Origin of the sequence: Mesorhizobium sp. WSM4308, from assembly GCF_002294905.1 — a bacterium.
Lineage (GTDB): Bacteria > Pseudomonadota > Alphaproteobacteria > Rhizobiales > Rhizobiaceae > Mesorhizobium.
Genome location: NZ_NSFW01000003.1, coordinates 24,376 through 50,942, shown reverse-complemented (window position 1 = coordinate 50,942; position 26,567 = coordinate 24,376). Strand labels below are relative to the sequence as shown.

Below are 26,567 nucleotides of genomic sequence, written 5' to 3'. Positions count from 1 at the left end.
CGAACGGCCTCACTTGCGGGTGAAATACACGGCCAGCAGGATCAGCAACAGCGCCACGGCCTGCAGCATGACGCGCGCCTGCATCAGCTTGTTCGAGGTGACGCTCGAACCGCCACGCATCATGTTGACGAGGCCTCGGATCAGCACGATCGCCACGGCGGCCATGACCAGAATGGCGAGGATGTTGAAGACGGTTGCCATTGTTGCGTTTCCAGTTGTTTCGCGTTCAGGCGCGTTTGGCCATCAGGCGGTAGAGCATCGATGCCGGCAGGATGCGTTTGAGCGCCGCGCCGATTCTGGCCGGCACAGTTACCACATAGTGCGGACGCGGGCGCGGCGACAGAAGGGCATGACGCAGAACCTTGTGGACCACTTCCGGCCCGGGCTTCAGCGCCGATTGGCTGCCGCCGGCGCGCAGCCGCTCCAGCTGCGCGGCATAGTCCGCCCTGTGCACGGAATTGTCGATGTCGATGTTTTTCAGGAACCAGGGCAGGCCGTTGCTGGCGATTTTCGATTTCACCGGCCCCGGTTCGATCAGTGAAACATGGACGCCGCTGCCGACCAGTTCCTGGCGCTGGCAGAGCATCAGCGCCTCGAGCGCATGTTTGGATGCCGAATAGGCGCCGCGAAAGCGCACCGGCACCAGACCGAGGATCGACGAGCAATGGACGAGGCGGCCGTGACCCTGACGGCGCATCATCGGAACCAGGCGGCGGGTCAAGTCATGCCAGCCGAAGAAATTGACCTCGAATTGCTGCTTGAGCGCGGCCACCGACAGATCCTCGACCGCACCGGCCTGGGCGTAGGCGCCGTTGTTGAACAGGGCATCGAGCCGGCCGCCGGTGCGCTCGAGCACCGCCGTTACCAGGGCTGCAATGGAGTCCGGTTCGCTGTAATCGAGATAGAAAGCCTCGATGCCGTCGCTTTCGAGGGCGGCGATGTCCTCGGGTTTTCGGGCTGTTGCAAAGACCCGCCAGCCTTCCGCCTTGAGTGCCCGGGCGCAATATGCCCCTATGCCGGACGAGGCGCCGGTGATGATGATGGTGCGCAATTGCTGCGCCGTCGGACTCGTGGTTTCGCCAAGGGTTGCCATTTGCCGCATTCACTTCCCATATTCGCGGCGTCGAGACAATCGAAGGGAACGCGGGTTCTTGTTGCGGAATATAGTCGCCCTGCGCCGCGTGCTCTACGACGCGCTCGGCCATTTCAACACCGATGACGGCTGGGCGATGGCCAGCCATCTGGCGATTACCTCGCTGATGGCGCTGTTTCCGTTCCTGATCTTCGCCACGACGCTGGGCAGCTTCCTCGGCGCCCAGGCCTTTGCCGACACGGCCGTGCACCTGGTCTTCGACACCTGGCCCGATCAGATCGCCAAGCCGATCGCGCATGAGGTGCTGAACGTGCTGACCGTCCGGCGCACCGACCTGTTGACCTACGGCGTGCTGCTTGCCGCCTATTTTGCCTCGAACGGCATCGAGGCGCTGCGCACTTCGCTCAACCGCGCCTATCGCGTCACCGAGACGCGCGGCATCATCTATCGCCGCGTGCAGAGCATCTTCTTCGTGCTGATCGCGACGGCCGGCTTCCTGGCGATCAGCGTGCTTCTGGTGTTCGCGCCCCTGCTGGCGCGGCTGGCGGAGGCGCATTTCGAATGGATAAAGCCCTATACCGGCACGATCACGCTGTGGCGCTACGTCATTGCCTCGGCCGTCATCATCGGCGGGCTGTTTGCCGTGCACTACTGGCTGCCGGCCGGCAAGCGCCGCTTCGTCTCGCTGGTGCCGGGCATCGTCTTCACACTGGCCGCATGGCTCATCGGCTCGACGATGTTCGCCACCTATCTCGATCATTTCTCGTCCTATGTGACGACTTACGCCGGGTTGGCCTCGATCATGATCGCGGTGGTCTTCCTCTACATCGTCTCGGCGATCTTCATCCTCGGCGGCGAGCTCAATGCCGCGATCAGTCGCTATCTCGAGGCGCGTGCCCGGGTCGGATGAGGCGGCGCCGATGAGGAATTGGGGAATTGAAGAACTGGAGAATTGAAGAAAAAAGCGGCCATATCTGGCGCCGTGTGCTTCTTCCTCAATTCCTCAATTCCTCAATTCCTCAATTCCTCAATTCCTCAGTTCTTTTCAATCCCTCAATTCTTCCCTTGGCAGGCCGCGCCGTCGCCAGGCCGACGCCGAAGGTGGTGATCGCCATGCCGACGATCTGCAGCGCGTTGAGCTGTTCGTCGAACAGGGCCCAGGCGATGACCGCCGTCACCGCCGGCACCAGGTAGAACAGCGAGGCGACTTTCGACATTTCACCGTCACGAATCATCACCATCAGCAGGAAGATGGCGCCGAGCGACAGCACCAGCACCAGCCAGGCCATGGCGAAGATCAGTTCGCCGTTGATGGTGACGGTGTGCGTTTCGAAGGCGAGCGCGGCCAGGATCATCAGCGAGGCGCCGCCGACATATTGCCACATGGTCGCGGCGACGAGGTCGCCGCCGGAAGCAAAACGCTTCTGCCAGATGGTGCCGGCGCTCATGCCGAGCACCGAGACCAGCGAGGCGGTCAGCGTCGCCGCGGTCACGCCACCACCGAGCGCGCCAAGCTTTGGCCACAGCACGATGACGATGCCGATCAGGCCAATGCCAAGGCCGAGCCAGTGGCGCGGCAGGATCGCTTCTCCCAGGAACTTGCCGGCAAGCACTGCGGTGATCAGCGGCTGCAGGCCGACGATCAGGGCCGAAAACCCGGCCGGCATGCCCCTGTGGATGGCCCAGAAGACGGCGCCGAGATAGACGCCATGCATCAGCACGCCGGCGCCGGTGGCGTGTAGCGCCTCCTTGCGGGTGGCTCGCTTCGAACCCAGAACGGGCATCAGGGCTGCCAGCAGGATGGCCGCTATGACGAAACGGGCGGCGAGGAAGGTGAACGGCTCCGCCCATGGCATGGCATAGCGCGCGCCGATGAAGCCCGTTGCCCACAGGACGACGAAGGTGGCGGGGATGAACCGCTTGATGCTTTGCATTTTCCGGAGACCGCCACGCTGGTGAAAAACTGACCGTGGCGCTGCTCTAATCCCGTTCTACCCGGCGCGCAAAACGAAACGATTGATCCATGCATCACCGGAATTCAATCGGTGGCGGATTCGTCACGCGTGCCCAGAGCTCCACCGGCTCAGAGACCGACCATCCGTCTGACGTCGTCAGGCGATGCGCCTGCCTCGCGCAGCTTGCCAAGGCCGATGTCGCCAAGGCTTTTCGACAGTTTCCGCCCGTCCGGCCCAAGGATGAGCCGATGGTGGAAATAGGCGGGTTGCGGAAGCCCAAGAAATTCCTGCAGCAGGCGCTGCACGCCGGTGGCGGAAAACAGGTCCTGCCCACGCACGACATGACTGACCGCTTGCAGGGCGTCGTCGACAATGACGGCCAGGTGGTAGCTGGTCGGGATGTCGCGGCGCGCCACGATCACGTCGCCCCAGTCGTGCGGGCGGGCCTCGACCGAGCGCGTCGCCGATAGCGTCTCATCGCTGAATTCGGTCCATGCGAGGTCCCTGCCTACGCGTGCAACAGCGGCATCGACATCAAGTCGCCAGGCGAAGGGCTCGTTTTCGGCGATACGCCGTTTGCGTTCCTTCAGCGGCAACGCCTTGTCGGACGGAGGATAGAGCGGCACGCCATCGGGATCGCGCGGCCAGTCACGCCCGCGCTTTTCGCTGTCGGCTATGAAGGCCCTGATCTCGCCACGGCTCATGAAGGCGGGGTAGACGAGGTCCTCGCGGATCAGCCGGTCGAGCACCGCCTGATATTCTGCGAAATGCTCCGACTGGCGGCGCACCGGCTCTTCCCAGCCAAGGCCCAGCCACTTCAGGTCGGCAAGCACGCCGGCTTCGAATTGCGGCGTGCAGCGCGTGGTGTCGATGTCCTCGATGCGCAGCAGCAGGCGGCCGTCGTGGGTCTGCGCGAGCTTCTGGTTGAGCAGCGCCGAATAGGCATGGCCGAGATGCAGTTCTCCGTTGGGGCTGGGCGCGAAGCGGAATGTCAGGAGCGTCATGTCTGAGGCGGCAATCGGGTTGTGCTGTGCTTTTGGCGGTTGCTACTTTGCTGCACATTGGCGGACAAGGATACCATGCAACGCATCGCGACACTGGACGACATTGCGCGGGGGCTCGATGCGCTTTGCATCATCGACCCGCGCCTGGAAAAGGTGCGCGGCATGGCCGGCGAGGTGCCGCTCCGGCTTTCGGAGCCGGGATTCAGGAGCCTGGCCTCGATCGTCGTCTCGCAGCAAGTGTCGCGGGCGAGCGCCGACGCCATCTTCGGCCGGCTGACGAAGCTCGTCGATCCGCTGACGCCGCAGGCGATCCTGGCCGCCGGCGAGGACATGTTTCGCGAGGCAGGCCTGTCGCGGCCCAAGCAGCGCGGACTGATCGCGGTTGCCCAGGCGGTGGCCGACGGGCTCGACCTCAATCACCTCTGTTCGCTCGACGCGACCGAGGCGATCACCGCGATGACGGCGGTGCCCGGTATCGGTCCGTGGACGGCGGAAGTGTACCTTCTGTTTGCCGCCGGGCACCCCGACATTTTCCCCGCGCGTGACGTTGCGCTGCAAGGCGCGGTCGGCCATGCGCTCGGTATCGACCCGCGTCCGCCGGAGAAAACACTGATCGCATTGGCCGAATCATGGAGCCCGTGGCGAGGTGTCGCATCGCGGCTTTTCTGGTCCTATTATCGCGAAACCAGGGGCAGGGATGCCGCGCCCCCGTCCTGAATCTACAAAAAAGCATAAAAATCGGGGTTTTTTGACGCTTTGGGCAAGCGACAATCCGCTTCACATCCCTGTCATGTCGGGCTTACAGTATCCGCGCCGTTCGGGTCTAGAACCAAGGAGGTAAACACGTGACGGTTGCCGTATCTCCGGATGGGCTTCCAGCACTGGTGCTGAACGCGGATTACCGTCCGCTCAGCTACTACCCCCTGTCGCTCTGGTCCTGGCAGGACGCCATCAAGGCGGTGTTCCTCGACCGTGTGAACATCGTCGCCGAATACGAGCATGCGGTGTCCTCGCCGACCTTCTCGATGAAGCTGCCGAGCGTGGTCAGCCTGAAGGCCTATGTGAAGCCGTCCAGGCACCCGGCCTTCACCCGCTTCAACGTCTTCCTGCGCGACCGCTTCCAGTGCCAGTATTGCGGCACGCCCGACGACCTGACCTTCGACCATGTCATCCCCCGCCATCGCGGCGGTGCGACGACCTGGGAGAATGTCGTCGCCGCCTGCTCGCCCTGCAATCTGAGGAAGGGCGGCATGATGCCGGCGCATGCCAAGATGTGGCCGCTGCAGAAGCCCTATCAGCCGACCGTGCATGATCTGCACAACAACGGCCGCCTGTTCCCGCCGAACCATCTTCATGAAAGCTGGATGGATTATCTCTACTGGGATGTCGAGCTGGAACCATAGTGTCGGTGAGCAGAGCCGATTGGCCGACGCATGTACAAGATCACCATCGAGTGCCATGACGTTGCGCCGACGCTAGGCCCGCGAGCCGCCGTCGATATAGAGCAAGAGTCCGCGCTGGCCGAACCTGGCACCGGCAGCCCAGCTGTACCTATGCCGACGGGAAACTTCTGCTTGTCGCAAGAAATGACTTTGACGCCGACGGAAAGGCGCTGCGCGACGAATTCTGGGACTGTCTCGCCGTGTATCTTGGAGAACACGGAGCCATGAACATCCTCAGCGTCGAGCAGGTCTGAAAATCGCCCCGATCCGCGTCAATCGCGGGCCAGCGCGCCGCGGAAGGCGACGGCGGCCAGGATGAGGCTGGCGATGGCGTTCCAGCCGGCCAGCGACAGGCCCAGGATGCGCAGAGCCGCCTTGTCGCAGGAGGGCGGCACGAATTTGTCGAGCGCGTCGAGCACGCCCTTGCCGCCGGTGTCGACCGGGCCGGCGCCCGCCGTGCAGTCGGTCGGACCGGCCCACCACTGCCATTCGACGCCGGAATGATAGACGCCGAGATAGAGGCCGTAGAGCATCAACAGGCCGCCAATGCCCAGCAAGCCGCGCGTCAGCCAGGCCGGCGCCCGCAGCATCGATGCGATCACCGCCAGCACCATCAGCGGCGCGCCGATATAATAGGGCGTGCGCTGCTCGAGGCAGAGATGGCAGGGGATATAGCCGCCAATATACTGGAAGCCGAGCGCCGAGCCGACGGTCGCGGCCATGGCGACGGCGAGAAACAGGGCGGTCCGTGTCCGCTGGCGTCCGGTGTCGGCATTCATGGTCGCTGTCATGGGTCTTTTGTCCGTTGGTCCGGCCCGCTTAGAACGCGTATTTGACGATGATATAGAGCAAAATCAGGGCAGCCGCCGCGGCGCCTGCGATCAGCCCGAGGCGCTTTTCGATAAATTCGCGGATCGATTCGCCATAGCGCCGCAGCAGCCAGGCCAGGAGCAGGAAGCGCGCGCCGCGGGCGACGATGGCCGAGATGATGAAGATCAGCAAATTGACGTGCAGGGCGCCGGCAAGGATGGTGACGACCTTGATTGGCGGCAGGTGCGCGAGACCGGAAGTAACAAGCAGCACCAGCATCAGACCGACGCCAGAATTCTGCCAGCGCTCGAAGGTCTCCAGGCCGCCGAAATGCTCCAGGATCGGACGGGCGATGGTGTCGTAGGCGAAATAGCCGATCATCCAGCCGGCGATGCCGCCCAGCACCGAGGCGGCGGTGGCGGTCAGCGCATAGCGGTAGGCGCGGTCGGGGCGTGCCAACGCCATCGGAAGATAGAGTACATCGGCCGGCACGAAGAAGAACGAGCTTTCAATGAAGGCGATGATGGCAAGCCACCATTCCGCGGATTTCCTGGCCGCCAGCGACAAGGTCCAGTCGTAAAGTCCGCGAAGCATCGGCACTCCTATGCGTGTCGCCCAAACGGTGCGCAGCGATTTCGGGGCAATGGCATGCACAAAACAAAAAACCCAAAGCGCGCCATCCATCCGCCGGGACGCGCCTCGCTTTGATGCGCCGCCTGTCTAGAAAGATTTTCCGCGACGCACAATGGCAGCGCGGTCACGAAATCAAAAGGCGAAGATTGGTCGCATCCCGGTGATCTCGAGATTTGGCCAGTTGACGAACAGGCCTCCGACCGTATAGTCCGCGCCCATCCAGGCCGCCCGGCCTGAGCCCCTATGGCGGAATTGGTAGACGCGCTCGACTCAAAATCGAGTTCCGCAAGGAGTGCTGGTTCGATCCCGGCTAGGGGCACCAATTTTTTCCGCAAACGCAACGCTACCGCATGTTGCCGGTATGGCCCTGCGAATATCTGCCGGGCTGCGGCCAGACCGTCAGGCCATGAGGCTCGACGCCGACCCGGATTTTCGTCACGGCGCCCGAGGTGGTGTCGATCATGTAGACCTCGCTGTCGAAGCGGCCGGACAACCACAATTGCCTGCCGTCGGCGCTGACATTGCCCATGTCGGGGCTGCCGCCACCGGGTATTGGCCATTGCGCGACGACCGAACGGGTGGCGAAGTCGATGACGGTCACGCTGCCCGGCCCCTTTGCACGGCCTTGCTCCATCTTGTGCGAGCCACGGTTTGAAACGTAGAGTTTTGTCCCGTCGCGGCTCACGACAAAGCCGTGCGTTCCGATGCCGGTGGCGATGAAGCCGATCTCGGAAAAGCTGTCTCCGTCGATCAGGAACACGCCGTCGTTCATCATGTCGGCGACATAGAAGACCTTGCCGTCGGGCGAAAGCCGGATGTCCTGCGGCATGCCCATCTTCGACAAAGCGAGGTGGCCGAGCACCTTCTGGTTTTTCAGGTCCACCTTCAACAGTCCGCCATCGCCGTATTCGCAGGTGAATATGGCGTAGGCATTGTCGGCGGAGAAATCGGCATGGTTGATGCCAGGGCAGGTCGGGGTCGGTATTGATGACTTCAGCGCCATGGTCTGCGGATCGCGCAGATCAAGCCGCTGATAGGCCTCATCGACGATGACGGCCGCACTTCCATCCGGCATGAAGTACATGTTGTAGGGGTCATCGACCGGGATTTCGTGACCCGGCCTGGCGGTCTTGGGGTCGATCGGCGTCACGCTGCCCTTGCTGGTGCCGCTGGCGTTGTTGGCTACCCAGAGCGTCCTGAGATCCCAGGCCGGCACGACGTGCTGCGGCTTGCGCCCGACAGGGAACCTGTCGACCTCCTTGAGCGTCGCGGGGTCGATGACCGATACGCTGTCGGACGAGCGGTTCGGAACATAGACGCGCGGCAGCGCGCCTGTCGTGGCCGGGCTCAAATGATCAGAGGTTGTCTGGTCGTAGATATTGACCGGAGAGCCGGCAGGCGGCGGCTCGCTGCAATCCTCCGGGCACGAGCCGGCCCAAGCCGATGCCGGCGAGAGGGCAAGCAACAAAACGAGCAGGGCGCGGAAGCTCGTGAACCGTGGATATGGCTTGATCATTTGGGCTGCTGTCTTGCGAATTCGCGGATCGCTTCGGTCGTCCCGTTGACGATCAGGTCGACGCCGAGTTGACCAAACTCGGCCGACGATCGTGTCGGGTCGCCACCATAGACGCCGTCGTCGGCGCCGAGCTTCGGCGCCGCCGCGAGGCGATCCTTGCGCACCATGGAAGGGTCGATGGCGAGCATCAGCGATGTGTCGGCCAATCCGGCGTGGGATCCGATCTCGGACTGCCTCGCGCCGGCCGACAGGAGCCTGTCGACATAAGCGCCCTGGGTGATCTGATAGTATTGCAGCGCCGCAAAGACCCGGACCGGGCTTTTGCTCCATTCGGCATTCAGACGATCGGCCACACGGCGCTCGTCGGCCTGATAGCCGCCATGGTCGCCGATCAGCACGATGGTCCTGAAGCCGTGCAGCTTGAAGCCGCGCGCCGCGGATTCGAGCAATTGCTCGAAAATCTTGTCGCTGATGGTAATCGTTCCGGGAAACCGCATATGGGCGCTCGGCGGGTCGATGGTTCCTTCCGGGACATAGGAGATCACCGGGGCGACCAAGGCGTTGCCGAGTTGACCGGCAATCTTCTCGGCCAGGAACTTGACCCGCACATTGTGCTTGCCCAAGGCCATGGCAGGACCGCTTTGTTCGGTGCCGCCTATCGGGACGATGATCGTCGTCGTCCCGGCGCTGATCCGATCGCGCAGTTCGGTCCAGGTCTGGTCTTCGAGGAAGACCGACGCATTGGCAGCATGGGCCGCCGAGGCAAGACCCGACAGAACCCAAAGGCCCACGATAATGCTCGCGAGCGTGAAATCGTGCCGTGCGATCAGCCTTCGGGCGATGCGTTGCACCGGACCGGATGTCGGCCGATTTCCTGCAGTCAATCCGGGGGCGGAGGTCGCGGCATGGCGTCGGCGGCCACGAAGGTTCGGGATCATGGCTATCGCCGTCTCAGCAGGCTCTTCATGCGGTTGCGCAGCAGGCGGGCCATGTTGCGGGTCTCGCGGTAGAGATGCAGCTGCGAGGCGGCCTGGCGGGCGAGCCGGTCGGCGTCCGGGGTCAGTCCGATCACCAGCGTGCCGATCGGCTTGCGTTCGGCCCACAGCCGGCTCATCACCGGATGATCCGGCACCGCGCAGGAATCGGTCATCATGATGTTGGGATCGTCGAGATGCTGCCGGGTGACCTCGATCATCAGCAGCGTGCCCGGCGAATAGGCGGCCAGCGTCTCGTCATAGGCCGTCTTCCAGGTATAGGCGACGCCGGCCTCGACGAAGACGATCAGGCAAGCGATGGAGCGGCCGTCGAGCGTCAGCGAATGGATGCGGCACATGTCCTGTTCGGCCAGCCGGTGCACTGCCTCGCGGGCAAAGGCGGCGCGGAAGCGGTCGATCGCCATGGCGGTGCGCTCACGGCCCTTCCAGCCGGAGGCTTCCAGCGTCAGGAAACCTTCGATGGCGTGGCGGATCTCCTCGGGGCCGCGCGCCACGACATGCTCCAGCCTGCCGAGGTCGGCAAGGCGCCGCTTCAGGCGGCGGAACTCGCGATAATGGTGCGGGCGCAGCGAAGCCTTGAGGTAGTCGTCGCCGTCGAGCTCGCTCTCCAGAACGGGGCGCGGGGTCTGGCCGGTGGTGACCAGCGTCAGGCCGCGCGTCTCGGCCACGGTGTCAAGCAGGCTCGCCACCGGACCGTCGAGCCTGATGTCGGGCAGCACGAAGACTTTCGGCAGCTTGAGGTGCGGGCGCGACAGCATCGAGAAGAAATCCTCGACGACGCCGACCGGATCGTCGCGGTCGATCAGCGGCGTGCCAAGCGGACCGAACGGGCTCGACCAGGTGCGCATCACCGGAACGCCGAGCGGCACCACCGGGCGTTCCACCGAGATCGGCACCAGCAGGCGCAGCCGGTTGCGGTATTCGTCGCCGTCGCGGATCACCGCCAGCCGCACCTCGCGATCCTCCAGCCGGGGCATGGCCGGCGCCAGGAAGCGCGGGTTGAAGAAGACGTTCGGCTCGACCGTGCGGGCGCACAGATAATCCAGCTCCTCGACCAGATCGAAGCCGGCGGACGCCGGGTAGATGGCAAGCTTGCGCTCCGGCCGGTTGTTGGCGAGGATTTCGATATGGGCGGGATCGGGATCGCGCGCCAGCCCGGCAAGGCCGGACACCATGGCGCCGGCGGTGCCGCCGCTGGTCTCCTCGAGCAACGGGATGGCGACCATCAGGCGGCTCCTTTGGCAGGCACGAAGATCGCCATGACGATGCCGAGCTTGCGCCAGACGGTGAAGGACAGCGCGCCGGCCTCGAAGATCATGGCGAAGGCGGTGGCCATGGCGGCGCCCCACAGGCCGAAATGCGGGATCAGCACCACGTTGAGGCCGATGTTGAAGGCCAGTGTCATGGCATAGACGGCGGCGCAGATGTTCTGGTTGCCGCTCATGGTGAGCAGGCTTTCGCACGGGCCGACAGCGGCGCGCGCCACGACGCCGAAGACGAGCAGGAACAGCAGCGGATAGCCCGACGTGAATTCGGGGCCGAACAGCACCAGCATGGGTTTGCCCAGCGCCAGCACCAGCAGCGCCATCAGCAGCGAGGGCCAGAAGGTCCACGACACCGTCTCGCGGGCAAAGACGGCAAGCTTCTCCGGGTCGCCATGGGTGAATTGCGCATAGCGCTGGGCGACACCGGCCTTGACGGCGAAATAGACGAAATGCACCAGCGCCAGCGTCTTGACCGTGGCGAAATAGACGGCGACGTCGTTGGGATCCATATAGGCGCCGACCATCAGCACGTCGGCATTGGTGAGCAGGAAGAAGAAGCTTTCGACCAGGAAGATCGGCAGCGAGACGATGAACCATTGCGCGAAATGCACCTTCATCGGCCCGGCCGGGATCTGCCTTTCCATGCGGTGCGTGACGCCGACCAGCTGGGCGAGCGTGGTGACATAGGTGGCGCCGATCGAGGCGAAGATCGCCGTCCTGGCATCGGCCGCGTAGCCGGCGAACAGCATCAGCGCCATGAACAGCAGGATCAGCACCGGCCGTATCAGATAGGTCGGCGACAGGGCAAACAGCGCCCAGCTGTTCGCCCTGGCCTGGCCCTGCAACAGATCCGACAGCGCGATCATCGGCAGGCAGATGACGCCGAGGATGAAGGGGATCACGTAATAGTTTTCGATCCAGGGTGCCGCCAGCCAGACGCCGAGCGCGCCGAGCCCGGCAATGATGGTGGAGGCGATCAGCACGAACAGGCGGCTGGCCACGACGATGCCGCGCAGTTCATCCATCAGGCCGCGCTCGCGGTATTCGGGGATGAAGCGGATGACCGAGGTGTGGAAGCCGAGGCAGGCGAGGTTGCCGACGATCACCATCGTCACCCAGACCAGCACGAAGATGCCGTATTCGAACGAGCCCATCCAGCGCGCCATCAGCACCTGGCTGATGAAGGCGATGACGGCGCTGACGATGCGGATGGAGAAGGCGATGACCGACATGCGGCCGGCCTCGCCACGCTCATCGGCGGTGAACAGCACGGCGTCGATGCGGCCAAGCAACGGCCCGACGCGCAGCGCCAAACGCTGCGGCAAGAACCGCCCGGCAGTCGTGGCCGCGGAAAAGCGCACCCCGATCTCTCTCCGTTTTCCGCCTCTTTTTCAGGCGTTGGTGTAGCGGAGACACATTAAGAAAACGTGGGTGGGCGTCCTTCGTCCCGTGAGCAGGAGAAGGTGCCGGCAGGCGGAAGAGGGGCAGCGCCGGCTTCGAGAATTTCTGCTGATGCGGGAAGTTCGGGAAGAATTATCTACGAACGCACCGGGCTTTGCCGGGCCCGGAATGTCATCTCATCAATTGGAAATTTGGGCAAATCACGGAGCTCAGCGCCGCCCCTCATCCGCCCTTCGGGCACCCGGCCCTTCGCTATCGCTCCGGGCGTTCGTCGTTCGAAAAGCCAGGCAATTGGCTTTTCGTCCGCTGCGCGGACCACGCCTCATCTCCGTTGAACGGGGAGAAGGAAAAGCGCTGCGCCTTAAGCAAAAGCGCCGTGGCAGTGCTTGTATTTCTTTCCCGAACCGCAGGGGCAGGCTTCGTTGCGGCCGACCTTGCCCCAGGTCGCCTGGTTGTTCGGGTCGCGGTCCTCGGGGGCGACGACGGCGCTCTGCTCCTGGCGCACCAGGACGGCGGTTTCGCCGCCTTCGAAATCGTTCTCGCCAGTGGTGCCGTCAATATGCGTGCCGAACATGTCGGGCGCTTCCGGCGGCGGGGCTTCGGCGGCCTGGCGGACCAGTTCGACGCGCATCAGCTGCGCGGTGACGGCCTGGCGCAGATTGCCCAGCATCGCCTGGAACAGCTCGAACGCCTCGCCCTTGTACTCCTGCAGTGGGTCGCGCTGCGCGTAGCCGCGGAAGCCGACGACCGAGCGCAGATGGTCGAGGTTGACGATGTGCTCGCGCCACAGATGGTCGAGCGTCTGCAGGACCACGGAGCGCTCGACATAGTTCATCACTTCGGGGCCGAAGCGCTCGGCGCGCTCCTTGGCGGCGGCGTCGGCGGCAGCCGTGATGCGCTCGCGGATGTCGTCCTCGGCGATGCCCTCTTCCTTGGCCCAGTCCTCGACCGGCAGGTCGAGATTGAGGAATTCGGCAACCTCGGCCTTGAGGCCGGCGACATCCCACTGTTCGGCATAGGCGTTTTCGGGGATGGCCTTGGCGACGATCTCGTCGATGACGCCCTCGCGCATCTCGGCGATGGTCTCCGACAGGCCTTCGCCGTCCATCAGCTCGATGCGCTGCTCGAACACCACCTTGCGCTGGTCGTTGGAGACGTCGTCATACTTCAGCAGGTTCTTGCGGATGTCGAAGTTGCGCGCCTCGACCTTCTTCTGTGCCTTTTCCAGCGCCTTGTTGATCCAGGGGTGGATGATCGCCTCGTCTTCCTTGAGGCCGAGCTTCTGCAGCATGCCGTCCATGCGCTCGGAGCCGAAGATGCGCATCAAGTCGTCCTGCAGCGACAGGAAGAATTTCGAACGGCCCGGGTCGCCCTGACGGCCGGAACGGCCGCGCAACTGATTGTCGATGCGGCGCGATTCATGGCGCTCGGTGGCGAGCACGTAGAGGCCGCCGGCCGCCAGCGCCTTTTCCTTCAGGCGCTCGACGTCGTCATTGATTTCCTTTTCCCGCGCCTCGCGCTCGGGCCCGGCCGGCATGTCGCCCAGCTCATCGGCGATGCGCATCTCGGCATTGCCGCCGAGCTTGATGTCGGTGCCGCGGCCGGCCATGTTGGTGGCGATGGTGATGGCGCCGGGCTTGCCGGCCTGGGCGACGATCGCCGCCTCGCGCTCGTGGTGGCGGGCGTTCAGCACCTCGAAATCCTTGAAGCCTTCCTTGCGCAGGCGCTCGGCCAGCTGCTCGGACTTCTCGATGGAGGTGGTGCCGACCAGCGTCGGCTGGCCCTTGGCGCTGGCCTCGCGGATCTCCTTGACGATCGCCTTGTACTTCTCCTCGACCGTCCGGTAGACCTCGTCGTCCTCGTCCTTGCGGATGACCGGCAGATTGGTCGGGATCTCGGTGACTTCGAGACCGTAAATGTTGCCGAATTCCTCAGCCTCGGTCAGCGCCGTGCCGGTCATGCCGGACAGCTTCTTGTAGAGGCGGAAGTAGTTCTGGAAGGTGACGGAGGCCAGCGTCTGGTTCTCCGGCTGGATCGCCACATGCTCCTTGGCTTCCAGCGCCTGGTGCAGGCCTTCCGAATAGCGGCGGCCGGGCATCATGCGGCCGGTGAACTCGTCGATGATGACGATCTCGCCGTTGCGCACGATATAGTCCTTGTCGCGCTGGAACAGCTGGTGCGCCTTCAGCGCGTTGTTGACGTGGTGGACGATGGCGACGTTCTCGACGTCATAGAGCGACTCGCCCTTCAGCAGGTCGGCATCGCGCAGCAGGTTCTCCAGCTTCTCGGTGCCTTCCTCGGTGAAGATCGAGGTCTTCTGCTTCTCGTCGATCTCATAATCCTGCGGCTGCAGCTGGATGATGAAAGTATCGATGGTGTTGTACATTTCCGAGCGGTCCTCGAGCGGACCGGAAATGATCAGCGGCGTGCGCGCCTCGTCGACCAGGATGGAATCGACTTCGTCGACGATCGCGTAATTGTGGCCGCGCTGGACCATCTGGGCGCGCTCGTACTTCATGTTGTCGCGCAGGTAGTCGAAGCCGAGCTCGTTGTTGGTGGCGTAGGTGACGTCGGACGCGTAGGCGACGCGGCGCTCCTCGTCGGACAGGCCGTGGACGATCACGCCGACCGAGAGGCCGAGGAATTTGTAGACGCGGCCCATCCATTCGGAGTCGCGGGTGGCGAGATAGTCGTTGACGGTGACGACATGGACGCCGTTGCCGGCGAGCGCGTTGAGGTAGACCGGCAGTGTCGCGACCAGGGTCTTGCCCTCGCCGGTGCGCATCTCGGCGATGCCGCCATTGTGCAGCACCATGCCGCCGATCAGCTGGACGTCGAAGGGACGCATGCCGAGCACACGGCGTGCCGCCTCGCGCGCGGTGGCGAAGGCCGGGACCAGAAGGTCGTCGAGGGTGGCGCCATTGGCGATGTCCTGGCGAAATTTTTCCGTACGCCCCGCGAGTTCGGCGTCGGAGAGCGCCCGCATCTCGTTTTCCATGGCGTTGATCGCCTCGACACGGGGCCGGGTCGATTTGACCCGACGGTCGTTGGAGGAACCGAAAACCTTACGGGCGAGACCGCCGAGACTGACCATCCAATGGTCCTTTCGATAGAATTCTCAATCTTGAGACAGGCGCCGGCCGGCCCCATCAAATCCGCGTGATCGCACCGCCTGAATACGGGCAAACACAAAAAGCGCCCGGAAAACGGTTCTGGACGCAAAGTCGTTGGACAGATAAGAGGGGGCTCAACTGATGTCAACGCCGCGCTGGCCCTGCCGGTCGCGCCAAATTCCGCCACAATCTGGCTGATCTGGAAGCCACCCCTCCTTACAATCCTCCACCGGAGTCATCCTTATGCCCTTGTTGTTCCGCCGTGCGTCGCTTGCCAGCCTTGGCCTGGCCTTCGGCCTGTCGGCTCTTTGCCTGTCGCCCGTCATGGCGCAGGAGGCCGCTCCTGCTGCTCCGGCCGCACCCGCGGCGGCGCCGGTCGACCCCAATGCCGTGGTCGCCACCGTCAATGGCCAGCCCCTGACCGAAGCAGACCTGGTGCTTGCCGAGGGCGAGCTGTCGCAGCAGTTCGCGCAGCTGCCGCCCGAACAGCGCCGCGCGGCTGCCCTTTCGGCGGCCATCGAGATCCGCGTCATGGCCGCCAAGGCCGTTACCGACGGCCTCGACAAGGATCCCGACTTCCAGCGCCGCATGGCCTTCCTGCAGCAGCGCGCGCTGCATGGCGAGATGGTCGAGAAGGGCGTCGTCAACAAGGTCACCGACGCCGAGATCCGCGCCCGCTACGACCAGGAAATCGCCAACACGCCGCCGGTCAACGAGGTGCATGCCCGTCACATCCTCGTGAAGACGAAGGAAGAGGCCGAGGCGATCATCAAGCAGCTCGACGGCGGCGGCGAATTCCAGAAGCTCGCCAACGAGCACACCAGCGATCCATCGGGCAAGTCCAATGGCGGCGATCTCGGCTGGTTCGGACCCGGCCAGATGGTGCCGGAGTTCGACAAGGCGGCCCTCGCGCTCGAGGTCGGCAAATATACCGAGCAGCCGGTGCAGACGCAGTTCGGCTGGCATGTCATCAAGCTCGAGGACAAGCGCGCCAAGCAGCCGCCGGCCTTCGACGACGTCAAGGACCAGGCCAAGCAGGCGGTCATCCGCGACAAGTATTTCGCGCTGGTCAAGTCGTTGCGCGCCGGCGCCAAGGTCGAGATCCCCGACGCCAAGCTGAAGCAGGCCGTCGACACGATGGAAGCCGGCAAGTAAGCCTGATTGAGTTTCAAAAGGGCGCGGCAGCCAAGGGTTGCCGCGCCTTTTTTTTGACCGGCATACCGCTATCTGCCGGCTGCTATGCCCTGCAGGAGATAGCGGACCATCTTGCGTATCGTTGCCTCGGGCTCGTCGAGCCGGTTGGTCAGGAGATGCCGCCAGGCGTAGGAAGCGATGAGATCGGCGACCACGCCCGCATCGATCTCGCTAGCGATCTCGCCCCGCGCCTTGGCGCGCTCGATGATCTGGCCAGTGTGGGTGCGACGCGCTCCGGCATAGCCGGCCAGGGCGGCCGCCGCGGTTTCATCCGACTGTGCCTCGGCGATCAGCGACTTGAAAACATTGCCCGACGATGTCTCGCGCCAGTGCGTGAACAGATTGACCAGGAAGCCGACGAGATCCTCCTCCAGGCTTCCCGTATCGGGAATGTCGACGCGCTTCTGGCGCTGGTAGACTTCGAGCAGCAGTGCCGCCTTGCTCGGCCACCAGCGGTAGATGGTCGGCTTGCCGGCACGGGCGCGGCGCGCCACCGCCTCGATCGAGAAGCCGGCATAGCCGGCCTCGACCAGCACGGCTTCGGCAGCCTCCAGAATGGCTTCGGCGCTGTCGGGATTGCGCCTGGCGCCAATCGATTTGCGTGCCGGATCGGCGATTTCGCCCATGAGCCGTTCCTCCTGAAGCGGTTGCGGGTCGGCTACGACAACCCAACTGCAACCGTTGCCTTCGCCCGCATTCGCCAGCTGGAGGCCGGCCATCCGGGAGCAAAAGCGGTCGTTTTCCTTGCAGCGTTCCTGCTGGCGCCAAATGAAGTCATTTGGCCGCAAAATACGCTGACGCCAAGAGACGTTCATACATCATCGCTTGACGAAACGGAACGGTTCGTTCTATTCAACGAAACGTTTCGTTCCGATGGACATCACCATGACAACCATTATCGCATCCGGCTCCGCACCCGCCGAGACGACAATTTCGAGTTGGATCACCTTCTTGCTGGCTGCCGCCTGCGGGCTGATTGTCGCCAATATCTATTACGCACAGCCATTGATTGGGCCGATCGGCGCCGAACTTGGCATGCCGCCGCATGCGGCGGGCCTGATCGTTACGATGGCGCAGATCGGCTACGGGGTGGGCCTGCTGTTCATCGTGCCGCTTGGCGACCTCGTCGAGAACCGCAGGCTCGTGCTTGGCATACTCGCCGTTGCGACGCTGGCCTTGCTGGGCGCGGCGATTTCAACGCAGCCGGCGGCTTTTCTGGCCGCGATGCTTTTTGTCGGCTTTGGCTCGGTCGCGGTGCAGACCCTTATCCCCTACGCGGCCCACCTGGCGCCGGAAGCCAGGCGTGGCCGCGTGGTCGGCAATGTCTCGGTGGGATTGTTGCTGGGCATAATGCTGTCACGGCCGTTTTCCTCCTTCATCACCGCGCTCTCGTCCTGGCATGTCGTCTACTTCACCTCTTGCGCCGTCATGATCGTGCTGACCGTGGTGCTGCGGTTCGCGCTGCCCAGGCGCGTGCCGACGGCGCGTCTGAGCTACGGCGCGCTTTTGGCGTCCATGGTACAGATTGCGCGCTCGACGCCGGTTCTGCGGCGGCGGGCTCTCTATCAGGCCTTCCTGTTCGCGGCCTTCAGCCTGTTCTGGACGACGACGCCGCTGCTGCTGGCCGGACCCGATTTTGGCTTGACGCAACGCGGCATAGGCCTGTTCGCTTTGGCCGGCGTCGCCGGCGCAATCGCCGCGCCGCTCGCCGGAAGGGTCGCCGACCGCGGATGGAGCCGCCCGGCGACAGCCTTTGCCATGGTGTGCGTCGCCGCCGCCTTTCTTGTAACCCATATCGCCCATAGCGGTTCGACGCTTTCGTTGGCGCTGCTGGTCGCCGCCGCCATCGTGCTCGACTTCGGCGTGCAGACCAACCTTGTCCTCGGCTATCGGGACCTGTTCGCGCTCGGCGCCGCGCATCGCAGCCGCCTGAACGGACTCTACATGGCGACGTTCTTCATCGCCGGCGCGATCGGCTCGGGCGTCGGCGGTTGGGCCTATGCGCAAGGCGGCTGGCCACTGGTGTCCTGGATCGGCCTGGCGCTGCCGGTTGCTGCACTGCTCAGTTTCGGCACCGAATTCATGTCGCGCCAAAGCCCGTGAATTCGCGCCCCGGGTCAGCGCATCATTGCGTCGCCTGCGAGGTTTCGGATTCGATGCGCCATCCCTCCACGGCCTTGACCAGCCCGAGCGTGACGCGCGCCTTGCCGGTCAGCCGTGCCGCCGACTTGTCCTTCGGCACGTAGTCGTAGCGCATGGCAAAGGCGGCGTCGGCGCGGTCCTCGCCATGCGGCGTGATCTCCAGGCTGCCGGGTTCCAGCCCGAGCGACCACGAGGCCCACTGCGCGAACCAGTCGGTCTTCACCTTGACGATGGCATCGGCGTCGTAGCGTGTGCCGAAAATGGTGGCCGACGCGCCGTAGATCCGCTTGACCGTTTCAGCCATCGTCTTGGTGTCCGGCGTCAGATAATCCCGGCGCAGGAATTGTTCGATCGAAGCCTTGTCGTCACCCACGGAGCGTTCAAGTGCAGCGACCTGTGGAGCCGGCGCCGGCTCGGCCGCCGGCTTGGGTTTCGGGGCAGGGCCTTCACCCGGGACGAATTCGAAGCGTTCGAGCAGCGAGCCCTGCTCCCAGGGGCGCTGGCCTTCGCGGGTTTGCGAAACGACGTCGCGGCGCACCGCGATCATCATGTCGTTGATGCTCTGGCCGGGCTCGGCGATGTGCCGCAACAGGGCGGCGGCAAAGGGCGAGTTGCGCCCGGTGCCGTCCATGGCGACCGCGCCCGGCGCCGTCGAGAAGGCGATGAAGGAGCCGCGCGTCGAATCGAACTGCGCCAGGCCGGCGAGCGCCGTCGCCGAGCGCGTGGTGGCGGTGCGGCTCAGGCTGCGCGCAAACGGGTTGTTGCGGCAGGCATCGAGAAACACCAGGCTGACCTTGGTCTGCTGTTCCATGATGTCGAGGACTTCGTCGATCGGCACGGCTTCGAGCTGCAGTTTCACCGGCATGTCGAGCCTGGCGTCGACCGGCACGATGTAGTTGCGCCCGTCGACCTGCAGGCCGTGGCCGGCATAGTAGAAAAGCCCGACGCCCGCGCCTTGGAGCGCATCGGAGAATTCGCCGATGCTGCGTTCGAGCTCGCGCTTGCCGAGATCGTTGCCTTCGATGACCTCGAAACCGATGGAGCGCAGCTTGTCGGCGATGTCGAGCGCGTCGTTGACCGGATTGGCCAGCGTGCCGGCCTCGGCATAGGTGCCGTTGCCGATGACGAGAGCCACGCGCCGCGCCGGCTCAGCGTCGGCGCTCAGCAGCAACAGTCCCAGAAATGCCCAAGCGAGGATCGCGAGCCTGCCCATGGGTGCGATCATAGCGTCACAGGGCCCGGCGATGCCAACAGATTTGAAATGCAGGCTTAATCCGGCGTGGTTCGCCGCCCCGGCAGGCGCGGCGAAAACGCCCTTGCGCCCGCGCGCCGTATCGGGCAAACCGGCCTTCCCTTGCGATTTTCCCGCCCGAGGTCCCCATGTCCACGACGATTTCGCCGCTCGCGCCGAAGAAGTACCCCAAGATGCCTGTCATTGAAGGGGTGCGCATCGCCACCGCCGAAGCGGGGATAAAGTACAAGAACCGCACCGACCTGCTGGCCATGGTGTTCGATGCCGGCACCGCGGTCGCCGGCGTGTTCACCAGGTCGAAATGCCCCTCGGCGCCGGTCGATTTCTGCCGCCAGAACCTTGCCGCCGGCAAGGCGCGGGTGCTGGTCGTCAATTCCGGCAATGCCAACGCCTTCACCGGCAGGAAGGGCCGCGAATCCACCGCGCTGACCGGCGAGGCGGCGGCAAAGGCTGCCGGCTGCACGGCAGGGGAGGTCTTCCTGGCCTCGACCGGTGTCATCGGCGAGCCGCTCGACGCGACCAAGTTCAGCCACCTGCTCGCCGGACTGGTCAGCGTTGGCAAGCCCGACCTGTGGACCGAGGCGGCGAAGGCCATCATGACCACGGACACCTATCCGAAAGTGGCGACGCAGACCGTCAAGCTTGGCGATACCGAGGTCACCATCAACGGCATCTCCAAGGGCGCCGGCATGATCGCGCCCGACATGGCGACGATGCTGTCCTTCATCGCCACCGACGCGCCGATCGCGGCCGCTGTGCTGCAGGATCTGCTGTCGCGCGGCACGGCCAAGACCTTCAACGCGGTGACTGTCGATAGCGACACCTCGACCAGCGACACGCTGCTGATCTTCGCCACTGGCAAGGCGGCGAAGCGCGGTGCGCCCGAAATCACCGACCCGAAAGACGCACGGCTCGGTCAGTTCCGCCGGGCGCTCGGCAAGGTGCTGAAGTCGCTAGCGCTGCAGGTGGTGCGCGACGGCGAGGGCGCCCGCAAGCAGGTCGAAGTCACCGTCACTGGCGCGAAATCGGCCCGCTCGGCCAAGCGCATCGCGCTGTCGATCGCCAATTCGCCCCTGGTCAAGACGGCGGTCGCCGGCGAGGACGCCAATTGGGGCCGTGTCGTGATGGCCGTCGGCAAGGCCGGCGAGCCCGCCGACCGCGACCGGCTGTCGATCTGGTTCGGTGACAACCGGCTGGCGCATGAGGGCGAGCGCGATCCGGCCTATTCGGAAGAAGAGACCTCGGCCTACATGAAGCGCGACGATATCCGCATCCGTGCCGATATCGGCATTGGCCGCGGCAAGGCGACGGTGTGGACCTGCGACCTCACCAAGGAATATGTCGCCATCAACGGCGATTATCGGAGCTGACGGTTTTGGCTTCCAGGCATCCGGCAAGCATGCTTGCGATCGTGCGCCGCTACGAGGCGGCCGGCTTTCGCGCCTGGCCGGCGGCCGCCGTCCATTATGACGGCACCTGGGTGGTGCGGCTCACCGCCGGCCATCCGGCGAAGCGGTTGAATTCGGTCAACCCGCTCGATCCCGGCGACATCCAGCACATAGCCGACCGCATCGGCCGCGCCAGCCGCCGTTTCGACGCCTATGGCAGGCCGCTGACGTTCCGCATGTCGCCGCTGTCGGGTCCCGATCTTGCCGGCCATCTCGACAAGGAGGGCTGGAGCCGGTTCGACGAATCGCTGGTCATGCGGCTGCCGCTGGCCGACGCCCAGCTCGATGCCGCCATGGATCAGATTCCGCTCAAGGACATCAGCCGCTTCATCGGCGCGTCGCTCAAGGTCAGCGGCTCGGATGTTTCGCTGCGGCCAGGCCTGTCGGAGATCATCGGCGCCATCCAGCCCGAGGCCGGGCTGTTCGCACTGGAAGATGGGGCGGAGGCGCTGGCGACGTTGATCTGCGTGCATGACGGCGATCTCGCCGGCCTGTTCGAAGTCGCCACCGACAAGGCGGCGCGCAACAAGGGCCATGGCCGCAACCTGATCCGGTCGGCGCTGAAATGGGCGCGGCTGCGCGGCGCGCGGGAAGCCTGGCTGCAGGTCGAGGCCGGCAATGTGCCGGCTCTGGCGCTCTATCGGTCGCTCGGCTTCGAGGAAGTCTATCGCTACCACTATCGCCGGCCGCCCGGTCATGAGTGAAATTGGGCATGAATGATCCGGCCAATACCGGCAAGCGCCTGCTCCTGGTCGCGGCCTGCGCGCTTGTCGATACCGACGGCCGCGTGTTGCTTGCGCAGCGGCCCGAGGGCAAGCAGCTTGCCGGCCTGTGGGAATTTCCCGGCGGCAAGGTCGAGCCCGGCGAGACGCCGGAACAATGCATCATCCGCGAATTGCACGAGGAGATCGGCATCGAGACCGAAATCCCGTGCCTGGCGCCGCTTACCTTCGCCAGCCATTCCTATGACGGCTTCCATCTGTTGATGCCGCTGTTTGTCTGCCGCCGCTTCCGCGGCATCGCCCAGCCCCGGGAAGGACAGGCGCTGAAATGGGTACGGCCGAAGCAGATGCGTGACTATCCGATGCCGCCGGCCGACGCGCCGCTGATTCCGTTCCTGATCGATCTGCTCTGAGGATTTGTCTTGACGCGATTCCCAAGGGAAGCGCTCCGCGCTTTGCCGGGAAAACCGCTCCACAAGTTTTCCTGGAGTTGCTCTGAGGAGCGGGCCACCGCCCATATCAGCCAGCGTTAATGGAAGATTTATCTCATCATGAAAAATTGATGCATGGCCGTGTCGTCGCGGCCGCGTCGCGGATTGGCTGGGGAGCGATAGGATGAGCCTGGACAGGGATTGGGATTCGATCCGGCCCGACCGCGGCTTTCGTGCCGCCGATGCGGGCATGGGCATCCTGCGCGTGACACTGCTGTTCGGCTCGGCCGCGGTGGCGCTGGCGCTGATCGCGACCCCATACCTCGACAGCCAGACGCGCTCGCAATCGGCGCGCGATGATTTTCCCGGTGGTCTCGACATGACGGCCACCGGCTCGATCGGCCATCGCACCACCTATACGGTGCGCCGCAGCGTGCTGCAGGCGCAGCCCGGTTCGGTCTGCATCATCGGCTCCGATGGCAGAACCAGCGGCGACTGCTGACATGGTTGGAATTTGCAAGAGGTGGCGGTTTCACCGCCTGTTAAGGCTTTGCCGTTAACCTTTCTTAACAGGTCGGCGGTAAGGTCCTCGGCGAGGGGATCGAGGTGATGAAACCAGTGCTGCTGCATTTTCTGAAAGACGAATCCGGCGCCACGGCGGTCGAATATGGCTTGATCATCGCTGTGTTGTCGCTGACCATCGTCGCCGGCATCGGTCAGGTGTTCAACTCGATCACCTGGCTGTTCAGCGACAATGGCAGCCGGCTTGCGAACGCGTTCGCACCCTGATGCGGCTGTCCGCGGCTGACCCGATCATTGCCCGTCGGGAGCTTCCAGTATCGTCTTCAGCGAGACTCTGGCGGAACCCGGCTTCAGCGGTTTCTGCTGCGATGCATCGGGCGCCCAGCCGGACATCCAGACCATCGAGAAACTTGCGCGGATCCGGCCGTCGGCGTCGGAAAACCGCTCGGCGTAGATTTCCGCGGCACGCGCAAACAGTCTGCGTGTGCCCGGCCGCCGGCTGCGATCGGTGAGGGCGCTGGTTTCGCCCATGGCGCGCAGATCGGCCATCAAGGCAAACAAATTGGCATAGCGCACCGTCACGGTCTCGACATCGGCGACCGGCAGGGCAAGACCGGCGCGCTGCAGCAGCGCACCGGCGTCGCGCACGTCGGTAAAGGGGATGACGCGGGGGCTGGCGCCGCCGTAAAGCTCGGTCTCGGCGGCAAGCAGGCTCTCACGCAACTCGCCGAGCGTGCCGGCGCCGGCGAAGGCGCCGAGAAAGAGCCCGTCCGGTCGCAGCGCGCGACGGATCTGGATTAGCATGCCGGGAATGTCGTTCATCGCCTGTAACGACAGAAGCGATACCGCCAGATCGAGGCTTGCCGGCTCGAACGGCACGGTTTCCAGCGGCGCGACCAGGCCGACGGCACCCATCAGGAAGACGGCGTCCGTCTCGACGCGGACGATCTCCGCCACCTTGCCGCTCGCGGCGAGCACATCGGCCACGGCCGGCGTCTGGCAAAACAGCACCGCCGCCTTGCCGAACCGCCGCTCGACGGCACCCAGCCGGTCGGCAAGGTCCTCGGCGGCACGGTTCATCAGGAAATCGGCGCCGTCGACAGGATGGCTGAGCGCGCGCCGCTTGTGCGCCAGCCACAAAGAGGTATCCATAATAGGCTGCAACGGGTGGATCCTTGTTTGTCCACGCCCTGATATACTTGGTACACTCGGTGCGGAGAACCAACCACGTGGCCGATCCGATGCCAGAGATCAAGTCCATCGGGATCAGGAACCTCGCCCGATCGGCCCTGGGCTGGCCGGCGCGCATGCTGTTTCCGCCGGTCTGTGCCGGTTGCCGCCGGCATGTCTCGCAGCCGGGCGTGCTGTGCGGCGCCTGCTGGCCAAAGCTGCGGCTCTTGGAACGGCCCTGGTGCCCGGTGATGGGCACGCCGTTCACCCACCATATGGGCGAGGGTTTTCTGTCGGCCGAGGCGATCGCGGATCCGCCGCCCTTCGAGCGGGCGCGGGCAGCCGTCGCCTATTCCGGCGTTGCCCGCCAGATGGTGCAAGGGCTGAAATACCAGGATCGCACCGATCTGGCGCCTTGGATGGCGCGCTGGATGGTGCGCGCAGGCGCCGATCTCATCGCCGAAGCCGATGTGGTGGTGCCGGTGCCGTTGCACTGGCGGCGTTTTTTCCGGCGGCGCTTCAACCAGTCGGCGGAACTGGCGCGTGCGGTTTGTGAGCTCAGCGGCCTGTCTTTCGCGCCTTCCGCCATGCGGCGCGTAAAACTCACCCGCCAGCAGGTCGGGCTCGAGCGGCAGGAGCGCGAGGAGAATGTGCGAGCCGCCTTCCGCGTGCCTGCCGAGGCGGAGATCGAGATCGCCGGCCGCAGGGTGCTTCTGATCGATGACGTCTACACCACGGGCGCCACCGTGCGCGCGGCCACCAAGGCGCTGAAAAAGGGAGGTGCCGCCGCCGTCGACGTGCTGACCTTCGCGCGTGTGCTGCCGGGGGACTTCCGGGCGGACGAGTCCGTGACTATATAAGTCGGCAACGGAAGCGGAAATTCGTCATGGTCGATGTCACGATCTATACGCGCATGATGTGCGGTTACTGCACGGCGGCCAAGCGGCTGCTGGAGCGCAAGGGCGTCACCTATACCGAGCATGACGCCTCGTTTTCGCCGGAACTGCGCCAGGAGATGATCTCGCGAGCCCACGGCCGAACGACCTTTCCGCAGATTTTCATTGGCGACACGCATGTCGGCGGCTGCGACGATCTCCACGAGTTGGAGGCCGAAGGCCAGCTGGACAGGCTGCTCGCCAACGGCGCGACGATCTAAGGGTGTGACGATGGGTGTTTTCAAGGCTGCGGCGGTCCAGATGCGTTCCGGTGAAAGCCCCGAGCGCAATGCGGTCGATCTCGAACGGCTGGTGCGGGAGGCGGCCGGTCAGGGCGCGACCTATATCCAGACGCCGGAAATGACCGGGGCGCTGATCCGCGACAAGCAGGCGCGCGCCGCCTCCTTCACCTCCGAAGACAAGGACATCATCGTCGCGACTGGGCGCGGACTGGCGCGCGAACTCGGCGTCTTCCTGCATATCGGCTCGACCGCCCTCCTGCGCGCCGACGGCAAGCTCGCCAACCGGGCGCTGTTGTTCGGTCCGGACGGCGCGACGCTCGCCACCTATGACAAGATCCACATGTTCGACGTTGACCTCGACAATGGCGAGAGCTGGCGCGAATCTGCGGCCTACGAACCAGGCACCGAGGCCGTCGTGACCGAGGTAGCGGGCGCCGCGAAGCTTGGCTTTGCGGTCTGCTACGACCTGCGTTTCCCGCAACTGTTCCGCACCGAGGCGCTGGCTGGCGCCGATGTTTTGACCGTGCCCGCCGCCTTCACCCGACAGACCGGCGAGGCGCACTGGCATGTGCTGCTCAGGGCCCGTGCCATCGAGAACGGCGCCTTTGTCGTCGCCGCCGCGCAAGGCGGCCTGCACGAGGACGGCCGCGAGACGTTTGGGCATTCGTTGATCGTCGATCCCTGGGGGCGCATCATCGCCGAAGCCGCGCATGACGAGCCAGCGGTCATCGTCGCCGAGATCGACCCGGCGCAGTCGCTTGCGGCGCGCAAGAAGATCCCCAATTTGAAGAATGCGCGGGATTTCACCATCAATGCCGGCGCGGTGGACGCGCCGCGTCTCAGGGGTGCTGCCTCTTGATCCGCTTTACCCTGATCTGCGAGAACGAGCACGAGTTCGAGGGCTGGTTCCGCAGCAATGACGATTTCGACACCCAGAAGAAGCGTGGCTTTGTCGATTGCCCGAGCTGCGGCTCGCACAAGGTAGAGAAGGCCCTTATGGCGCCCGCCGTTTCCACGGCGCGCAAGCATGAGACCATAGCGCTCGCCATGGGTGAGGCGCAGAAGCAGGCCCTGGCACAACTGAAGGCAATGGCCGAGAAGGTGCGCGAGAATGCCGACTATGTCGGCGACAAATTCGCCGAGGAAGCGCGAAAAATCCATTTCGGCGAAACCGACCCGCGCGGCATCTATGGCGAGGCGACGCTGGAAGAGGCCAAGGGGCTGGCCGAGGATGGCGTCGATTTCATGCCGATCCCGGTGTTTCCGGACGACCGCAACTGAG

28 protein-coding genes and 1 tRNA gene are annotated in these 26,567 nt (G+C 64.6%); 15 read left to right on the top strand and 14 right to left on the bottom strand.

Going from position 1 to position 26,567, the window contains the following annotated elements:
• Positions 1-9 precede the first annotated feature (9 nt).
• Positions 10-201: a twin transmembrane helix small protein gene (locus CK227_RS05975; RefSeq protein WP_095772287.1), complete on the bottom strand. Its 192-nt coding sequence runs from the start codon at positions 199-201 to the stop codon at positions 10-12.
• A 25-nt stretch (positions 202-226) separates the two neighbouring features.
• Entirely contained in the window at positions 227-1,093 is an 867-nt protein-coding gene (locus CK227_RS05970; protein WP_095772372.1) for an SDR family oxidoreductase, read from the bottom strand.
• A 58-nt stretch (positions 1,094-1,151) separates the two neighbouring features.
• Between CK227_RS05970 and CK227_RS05965 the strand changes: the two genes are divergently transcribed.
• Positions 1,152-2,003 carry a YihY/virulence factor BrkB family protein gene (locus CK227_RS05965; RefSeq protein ID WP_027047430.1) on the top strand — a complete coding sequence of 284 codons (852 nt, stop codon included), beginning with the start codon at positions 1,152-1,154 and terminating at the stop codon, positions 2,001-2,003.
• A gap of 109 nt (positions 2,004-2,112) precedes the next feature.
• Here CK227_RS05965 and CK227_RS05960 read toward each other — a convergent pair whose 3' ends face one another.
• Positions 2,113-3,027 carry a DMT family transporter gene (locus CK227_RS05960; protein ID WP_095772288.1) on the bottom strand — a complete coding sequence of 305 codons (915 nt, stop codon included), beginning with the start codon at positions 3,025-3,027 and terminating at the stop codon, positions 2,113-2,115.
• A gap of 149 nt (positions 3,028-3,176) precedes the next feature.
• On the bottom strand, positions 3,177-4,052 hold the full coding sequence (gene gluQRS, locus CK227_RS05955; RefSeq protein ID WP_095772289.1) for a tRNA glutamyl-Q(34) synthetase GluQRS: 876 nt from the start codon (positions 4,050-4,052) through the stop codon (positions 3,177-3,179).
• 75 nt (positions 4,053-4,127) lie between these two features.
• Between gluQRS and CK227_RS05950 the strand changes: the two genes are divergently transcribed.
• Together CK227_RS05950 and CK227_RS05945 are read left to right on the top strand one after the other, a co-directional pair.
• A complete protein-coding gene (locus tag CK227_RS05950; RefSeq protein WP_095772373.1) occupies positions 4,128-4,769 on the top strand; it encodes a DNA-3-methyladenine glycosylase in 642 nt (213 codons plus the stop codon).
• A 128-nt stretch (positions 4,770-4,897) separates the two neighbouring features.
• A complete protein-coding gene (locus CK227_RS05945; protein WP_010911702.1) occupies positions 4,898-5,455 on the top strand; it encodes an HNH endonuclease in 558 nt (185 codons plus the stop codon).
• 311 nt (positions 5,456-5,766) lie between these two features.
• On the opposite strand, the gene CK227_RS05940 is transcribed toward CK227_RS05945, so the two are convergent.
• Positions 5,767-6,285: a disulfide bond formation protein B gene (locus CK227_RS05940; RefSeq protein ID WP_095772290.1), complete on the bottom strand. Its 519-nt coding sequence runs from the start codon at positions 6,283-6,285 to the stop codon at positions 5,767-5,769.
• A gap of 28 nt (positions 6,286-6,313) precedes the next feature.
• Positions 6,314-6,898, bottom strand: a complete 585-nt coding sequence (locus CK227_RS05935) for a YqaA family protein (protein ID WP_095772374.1) — start codon at positions 6,896-6,898, stop codon at positions 6,314-6,316.
• Between the two features lie 276 nt (positions 6,899-7,174).
• On the opposite strand from CK227_RS05935, the gene CK227_RS05930 reads away from it, so the two are divergent.
• Positions 7,175-7,259 (top strand) — tRNA-Leu (locus tag CK227_RS05930).
• 21 nt (positions 7,260-7,280) lie between these two features.
• Here CK227_RS05930 and CK227_RS05925 read toward each other — a convergent pair.
• From CK227_RS05925 to secA, 5 genes are all read right to left on the bottom strand, one after another.
• Positions 7,281-8,453, bottom strand: coding sequence for a YncE family protein (locus CK227_RS05925; RefSeq protein WP_095772291.1), 1,173 nt, complete (start codon positions 8,451-8,453; stop codon positions 7,281-7,283).
• Positions 8,450-9,244 (bottom strand): creatininase family protein, encoded by a 795-nt coding sequence (locus CK227_RS05920; RefSeq protein WP_245318094.1) that lies wholly within the window; start codon positions 9,242-9,244, stop codon positions 8,450-8,452. Before CK227_RS05920 ends, CK227_RS05925 begins: the two co-directional genes overlap by 4 nt.
• Before the next feature lie 149 nt (positions 9,245-9,393).
• On the bottom strand, positions 9,394-10,674 hold the full coding sequence (locus CK227_RS05915) for a GNAT family N-acetyltransferase (protein WP_095772293.1): 1,281 nt from the start codon (positions 10,672-10,674) through the stop codon (positions 9,394-9,396).
• Positions 10,674-12,074 carry a lipopolysaccharide biosynthesis protein gene (locus CK227_RS05910; RefSeq protein ID WP_095772294.1) on the bottom strand — a complete coding sequence of 467 codons (1,401 nt, stop codon included), beginning with the start codon at positions 12,072-12,074 and terminating at the stop codon, positions 10,674-10,676. The genes CK227_RS05915 and CK227_RS05910 overlap by 1 nt, the downstream gene beginning before the upstream one ends.
• A 401-nt stretch (positions 12,075-12,475) precedes the next feature.
• Positions 12,476-15,208, bottom strand: a complete 2,733-nt coding sequence (gene secA, locus CK227_RS05905) for a preprotein translocase subunit SecA (RefSeq protein ID WP_095772295.1) — start codon at positions 15,206-15,208, stop codon at positions 12,476-12,478.
• A gap of 262 nt (positions 15,209-15,470) precedes the next feature.
• Here secA and CK227_RS05900 point away from each other — a divergent pair, with 262 nt between their 5' ends.
• A complete protein-coding gene (locus CK227_RS05900; RefSeq protein WP_095772296.1) occupies positions 15,471-16,382 on the top strand; it encodes a peptidylprolyl isomerase in 912 nt (303 codons plus the stop codon).
• A gap of 68 nt (positions 16,383-16,450) precedes the next feature.
• Here CK227_RS05900 and CK227_RS05895 read toward each other — a convergent pair whose 3' ends face one another.
• Positions 16,451-17,047, bottom strand: coding sequence for a TetR/AcrR family transcriptional regulator (locus CK227_RS05895; protein ID WP_095772375.1), 597 nt, complete (start codon positions 17,045-17,047; stop codon positions 16,451-16,453).
• A gap of 259 nt (positions 17,048-17,306) precedes the next feature.
• On the opposite strand from CK227_RS05895, the gene CK227_RS05890 reads away from it, so the two are divergent.
• The gene (locus CK227_RS05890; protein ID WP_095772376.1) at positions 17,307-18,524 is read left to right on the top strand and encodes an MFS transporter; all 1,218 of its coding nucleotides are present in this window, start codon (positions 17,307-17,309) and stop codon (positions 18,522-18,524) included.
• Between the two features lie 22 nt (positions 18,525-18,546).
• Here CK227_RS05890 and CK227_RS05885 read toward each other — a convergent pair whose 3' ends face one another.
• Positions 18,547-19,776 carry a caspase domain-containing protein gene (locus tag CK227_RS05885; protein WP_095772377.1) on the bottom strand — a complete coding sequence of 410 codons (1,230 nt, stop codon included), beginning with the start codon at positions 19,774-19,776 and terminating at the stop codon, positions 18,547-18,549.
• Positions 19,777-19,943: 167 nt separating this feature from the next.
• Here CK227_RS05885 and argJ point away from each other — a divergent pair, with 167 nt between their 5' ends.
• The 5 genes from argJ (at position 19,944) to CK227_RS05860 (ending at position 23,205) form a co-directional block, all read left to right on the top strand.
• Positions 19,944-21,185, top strand: coding sequence for a bifunctional glutamate N-acetyltransferase/amino-acid acetyltransferase ArgJ (argJ, locus tag CK227_RS05880; RefSeq protein ID WP_095772297.1), 1,242 nt, complete (start codon positions 19,944-19,946; stop codon positions 21,183-21,185).
• Between the two features lie 29 nt (positions 21,186-21,214).
• Entirely contained in the window at positions 21,215-21,967 is a 753-nt protein-coding gene (locus CK227_RS05875; protein WP_019861363.1) for a GNAT family N-acetyltransferase, read from the top strand.
• An 8-nt stretch (positions 21,968-21,975) separates the two neighbouring features.
• Positions 21,976-22,398: a (deoxy)nucleoside triphosphate pyrophosphohydrolase gene (locus tag CK227_RS05870; RefSeq protein ID WP_095772298.1), complete on the top strand. Its 423-nt coding sequence runs from the start codon at positions 21,976-21,978 to the stop codon at positions 22,396-22,398.
• 202 nt (positions 22,399-22,600) lie between these two features.
• Positions 22,601-22,918 carry a hypothetical protein gene (locus CK227_RS05865; protein WP_095772299.1) on the top strand — a complete coding sequence of 106 codons (318 nt, stop codon included), beginning with the start codon at positions 22,601-22,603 and terminating at the stop codon, positions 22,916-22,918.
• Positions 22,919-23,025: 107 nt separating this feature from the next.
• Entirely contained in the window at positions 23,026-23,205 is a 180-nt protein-coding gene (locus tag CK227_RS05860) for a Flp family type IVb pilin (protein WP_095772300.1), read from the top strand.
• A 24-nt stretch (positions 23,206-23,229) separates the two neighbouring features.
• Here the strand turns inward: CK227_RS05860 and CK227_RS05855 are convergent, their stop codons facing one another.
• On the bottom strand, positions 23,230-24,102 hold the full coding sequence (locus CK227_RS05855) for a methyltransferase domain-containing protein (RefSeq protein ID WP_095772301.1): 873 nt from the start codon (positions 24,100-24,102) through the stop codon (positions 23,230-23,232).
• Between the two features lie 65 nt (positions 24,103-24,167).
• On the opposite strand from CK227_RS05855, the gene CK227_RS05850 reads away from it, so the two are divergent.
• Genes CK227_RS05850 through CK227_RS05835 form a run of 4 tightly spaced genes read left to right on the top strand, consistent with a single transcriptional unit; the run spans position 24,168 to position 26,566 of the window.
• Entirely contained in the window at positions 24,168-24,968 is an 801-nt protein-coding gene (locus tag CK227_RS05850; RefSeq protein ID WP_095772302.1) for a ComF family protein, read from the top strand.
• Between the two features lie 26 nt (positions 24,969-24,994).
• The gene (gene grxC, locus CK227_RS05845; RefSeq protein WP_095772303.1) at positions 24,995-25,264 is read left to right on the top strand and encodes a glutaredoxin 3; all 270 of its coding nucleotides are present in this window, start codon (positions 24,995-24,997) and stop codon (positions 25,262-25,264) included.
• 10 nt (positions 25,265-25,274) lie between these two features.
• Positions 25,275-26,144: a carbon-nitrogen hydrolase family protein gene (locus tag CK227_RS05840; RefSeq protein ID WP_095772304.1), complete on the top strand. Its 870-nt coding sequence runs from the start codon at positions 25,275-25,277 to the stop codon at positions 26,142-26,144.
• Positions 26,141-26,566 carry a DUF1178 family protein gene (locus CK227_RS05835; protein WP_095772305.1) on the top strand — a complete coding sequence of 142 codons (426 nt, stop codon included), beginning with the start codon at positions 26,141-26,143 and terminating at the stop codon, positions 26,564-26,566. The genes CK227_RS05840 and CK227_RS05835 overlap by 4 nt, the downstream gene beginning before the upstream one ends.
• Position 26,567 lies beyond the last annotated feature (1 nt).

What these genes read in the sequence shown, in the direction of transcription:
- CK227_RS05870 (WP_095772298.1), top strand. Translation starts at nt 21,976, where the DNA reads ATGAATGATCCGGCCAATACCGGCAAGCGCCTGCTCCTGGTCGCGGCC.
- CK227_RS05960 (WP_095772288.1), bottom strand. Translation starts at nt 3,027, where the DNA reads ATGCAAAGCATCAAGCGGTTCATCCCCGCCACCTTCGTCGTCCTGTGG.
- CK227_RS05865 (WP_095772299.1), top strand. Translation starts at nt 22,601, where the DNA reads ATGAGCCTGGACAGGGATTGGGATTCGATCCGGCCCGACCGCGGCTTT.
- CK227_RS05875 (WP_019861363.1), top strand. Translation starts at nt 21,215, where the DNA reads ATGCTTGCGATCGTGCGCCGCTACGAGGCGGCCGGCTTTCGCGCCTGG.
- CK227_RS05940 (WP_095772290.1), bottom strand. Translation starts at nt 6,285, where the DNA reads ATGACAGCGACCATGAATGCCGACACCGGACGCCAGCGGACACGGACC.
- CK227_RS05975 (WP_095772287.1), bottom strand. Translation starts at nt 201, where the DNA reads ATGGCAACCGTCTTCAACATCCTCGCCATTCTGGTCATGGCCGCCGTG.
- CK227_RS05885 (WP_095772377.1), bottom strand. Translation starts at nt 19,776, where the DNA reads ATGGGCAGGCTCGCGATCCTCGCTTGGGCATTTCTGGGACTGTTGCTG.
- CK227_RS05895 (WP_095772375.1), bottom strand. Translation starts at nt 17,047, where the DNA reads ATGGGCGAAATCGCCGATCCGGCACGCAAATCGATTGGCGCCAGGCGC.
- CK227_RS05915 (WP_095772293.1), bottom strand. Translation starts at nt 10,674, where the DNA reads ATGGTCGCCATCCCGTTGCTCGAGGAGACCAGCGGCGGCACCGCCGGC.
- argJ (WP_095772297.1), top strand. Translation starts at nt 19,944, where the DNA reads ATGTCCACGACGATTTCGCCGCTCGCGCCGAAGAAGTACCCCAAGATG.
- CK227_RS05925 (WP_095772291.1), bottom strand. Translation starts at nt 8,453, where the DNA reads ATGATCAAGCCATATCCACGGTTCACGAGCTTCCGCGCCCTGCTCGTT.
- grxC (WP_095772303.1), top strand. Translation starts at nt 24,995, where the DNA reads ATGGTCGATGTCACGATCTATACGCGCATGATGTGCGGTTACTGCACG.
- CK227_RS05950 (WP_095772373.1), top strand. Translation starts at nt 4,128, where the DNA reads ATGCAACGCATCGCGACACTGGACGACATTGCGCGGGGGCTCGATGCG.
- CK227_RS05935 (WP_095772374.1), bottom strand. Translation starts at nt 6,898, where the DNA reads ATGCTTCGCGGACTTTACGACTGGACCTTGTCGCTGGCGGCCAGGAAA.
- CK227_RS05970 (WP_095772372.1), bottom strand. Translation starts at nt 1,093, where the DNA reads ATGGCAACCCTTGGCGAAACCACGAGTCCGACGGCGCAGCAATTGCGC.
- CK227_RS05860 (WP_095772300.1), top strand. Translation starts at nt 23,026, where the DNA reads ATGAAACCAGTGCTGCTGCATTTTCTGAAAGACGAATCCGGCGCCACG.
- CK227_RS05890 (WP_095772376.1), top strand. Translation starts at nt 17,307, where the DNA reads ATGACAACCATTATCGCATCCGGCTCCGCACCCGCCGAGACGACAATT.
- secA (WP_095772295.1), bottom strand. Translation starts at nt 15,208, where the DNA reads ATGGTCAGTCTCGGCGGTCTCGCCCGTAAGGTTTTCGGTTCCTCCAAC.
- gluQRS (WP_095772289.1), bottom strand. Translation starts at nt 4,052, where the DNA reads ATGACGCTCCTGACATTCCGCTTCGCGCCCAGCCCCAACGGAGAACTG.
- CK227_RS05900 (WP_095772296.1), top strand. Translation starts at nt 15,471, where the DNA reads ATGCCCTTGTTGTTCCGCCGTGCGTCGCTTGCCAGCCTTGGCCTGGCC.
- CK227_RS05840 (WP_095772304.1), top strand. Translation starts at nt 25,275, where the DNA reads ATGGGTGTTTTCAAGGCTGCGGCGGTCCAGATGCGTTCCGGTGAAAGC.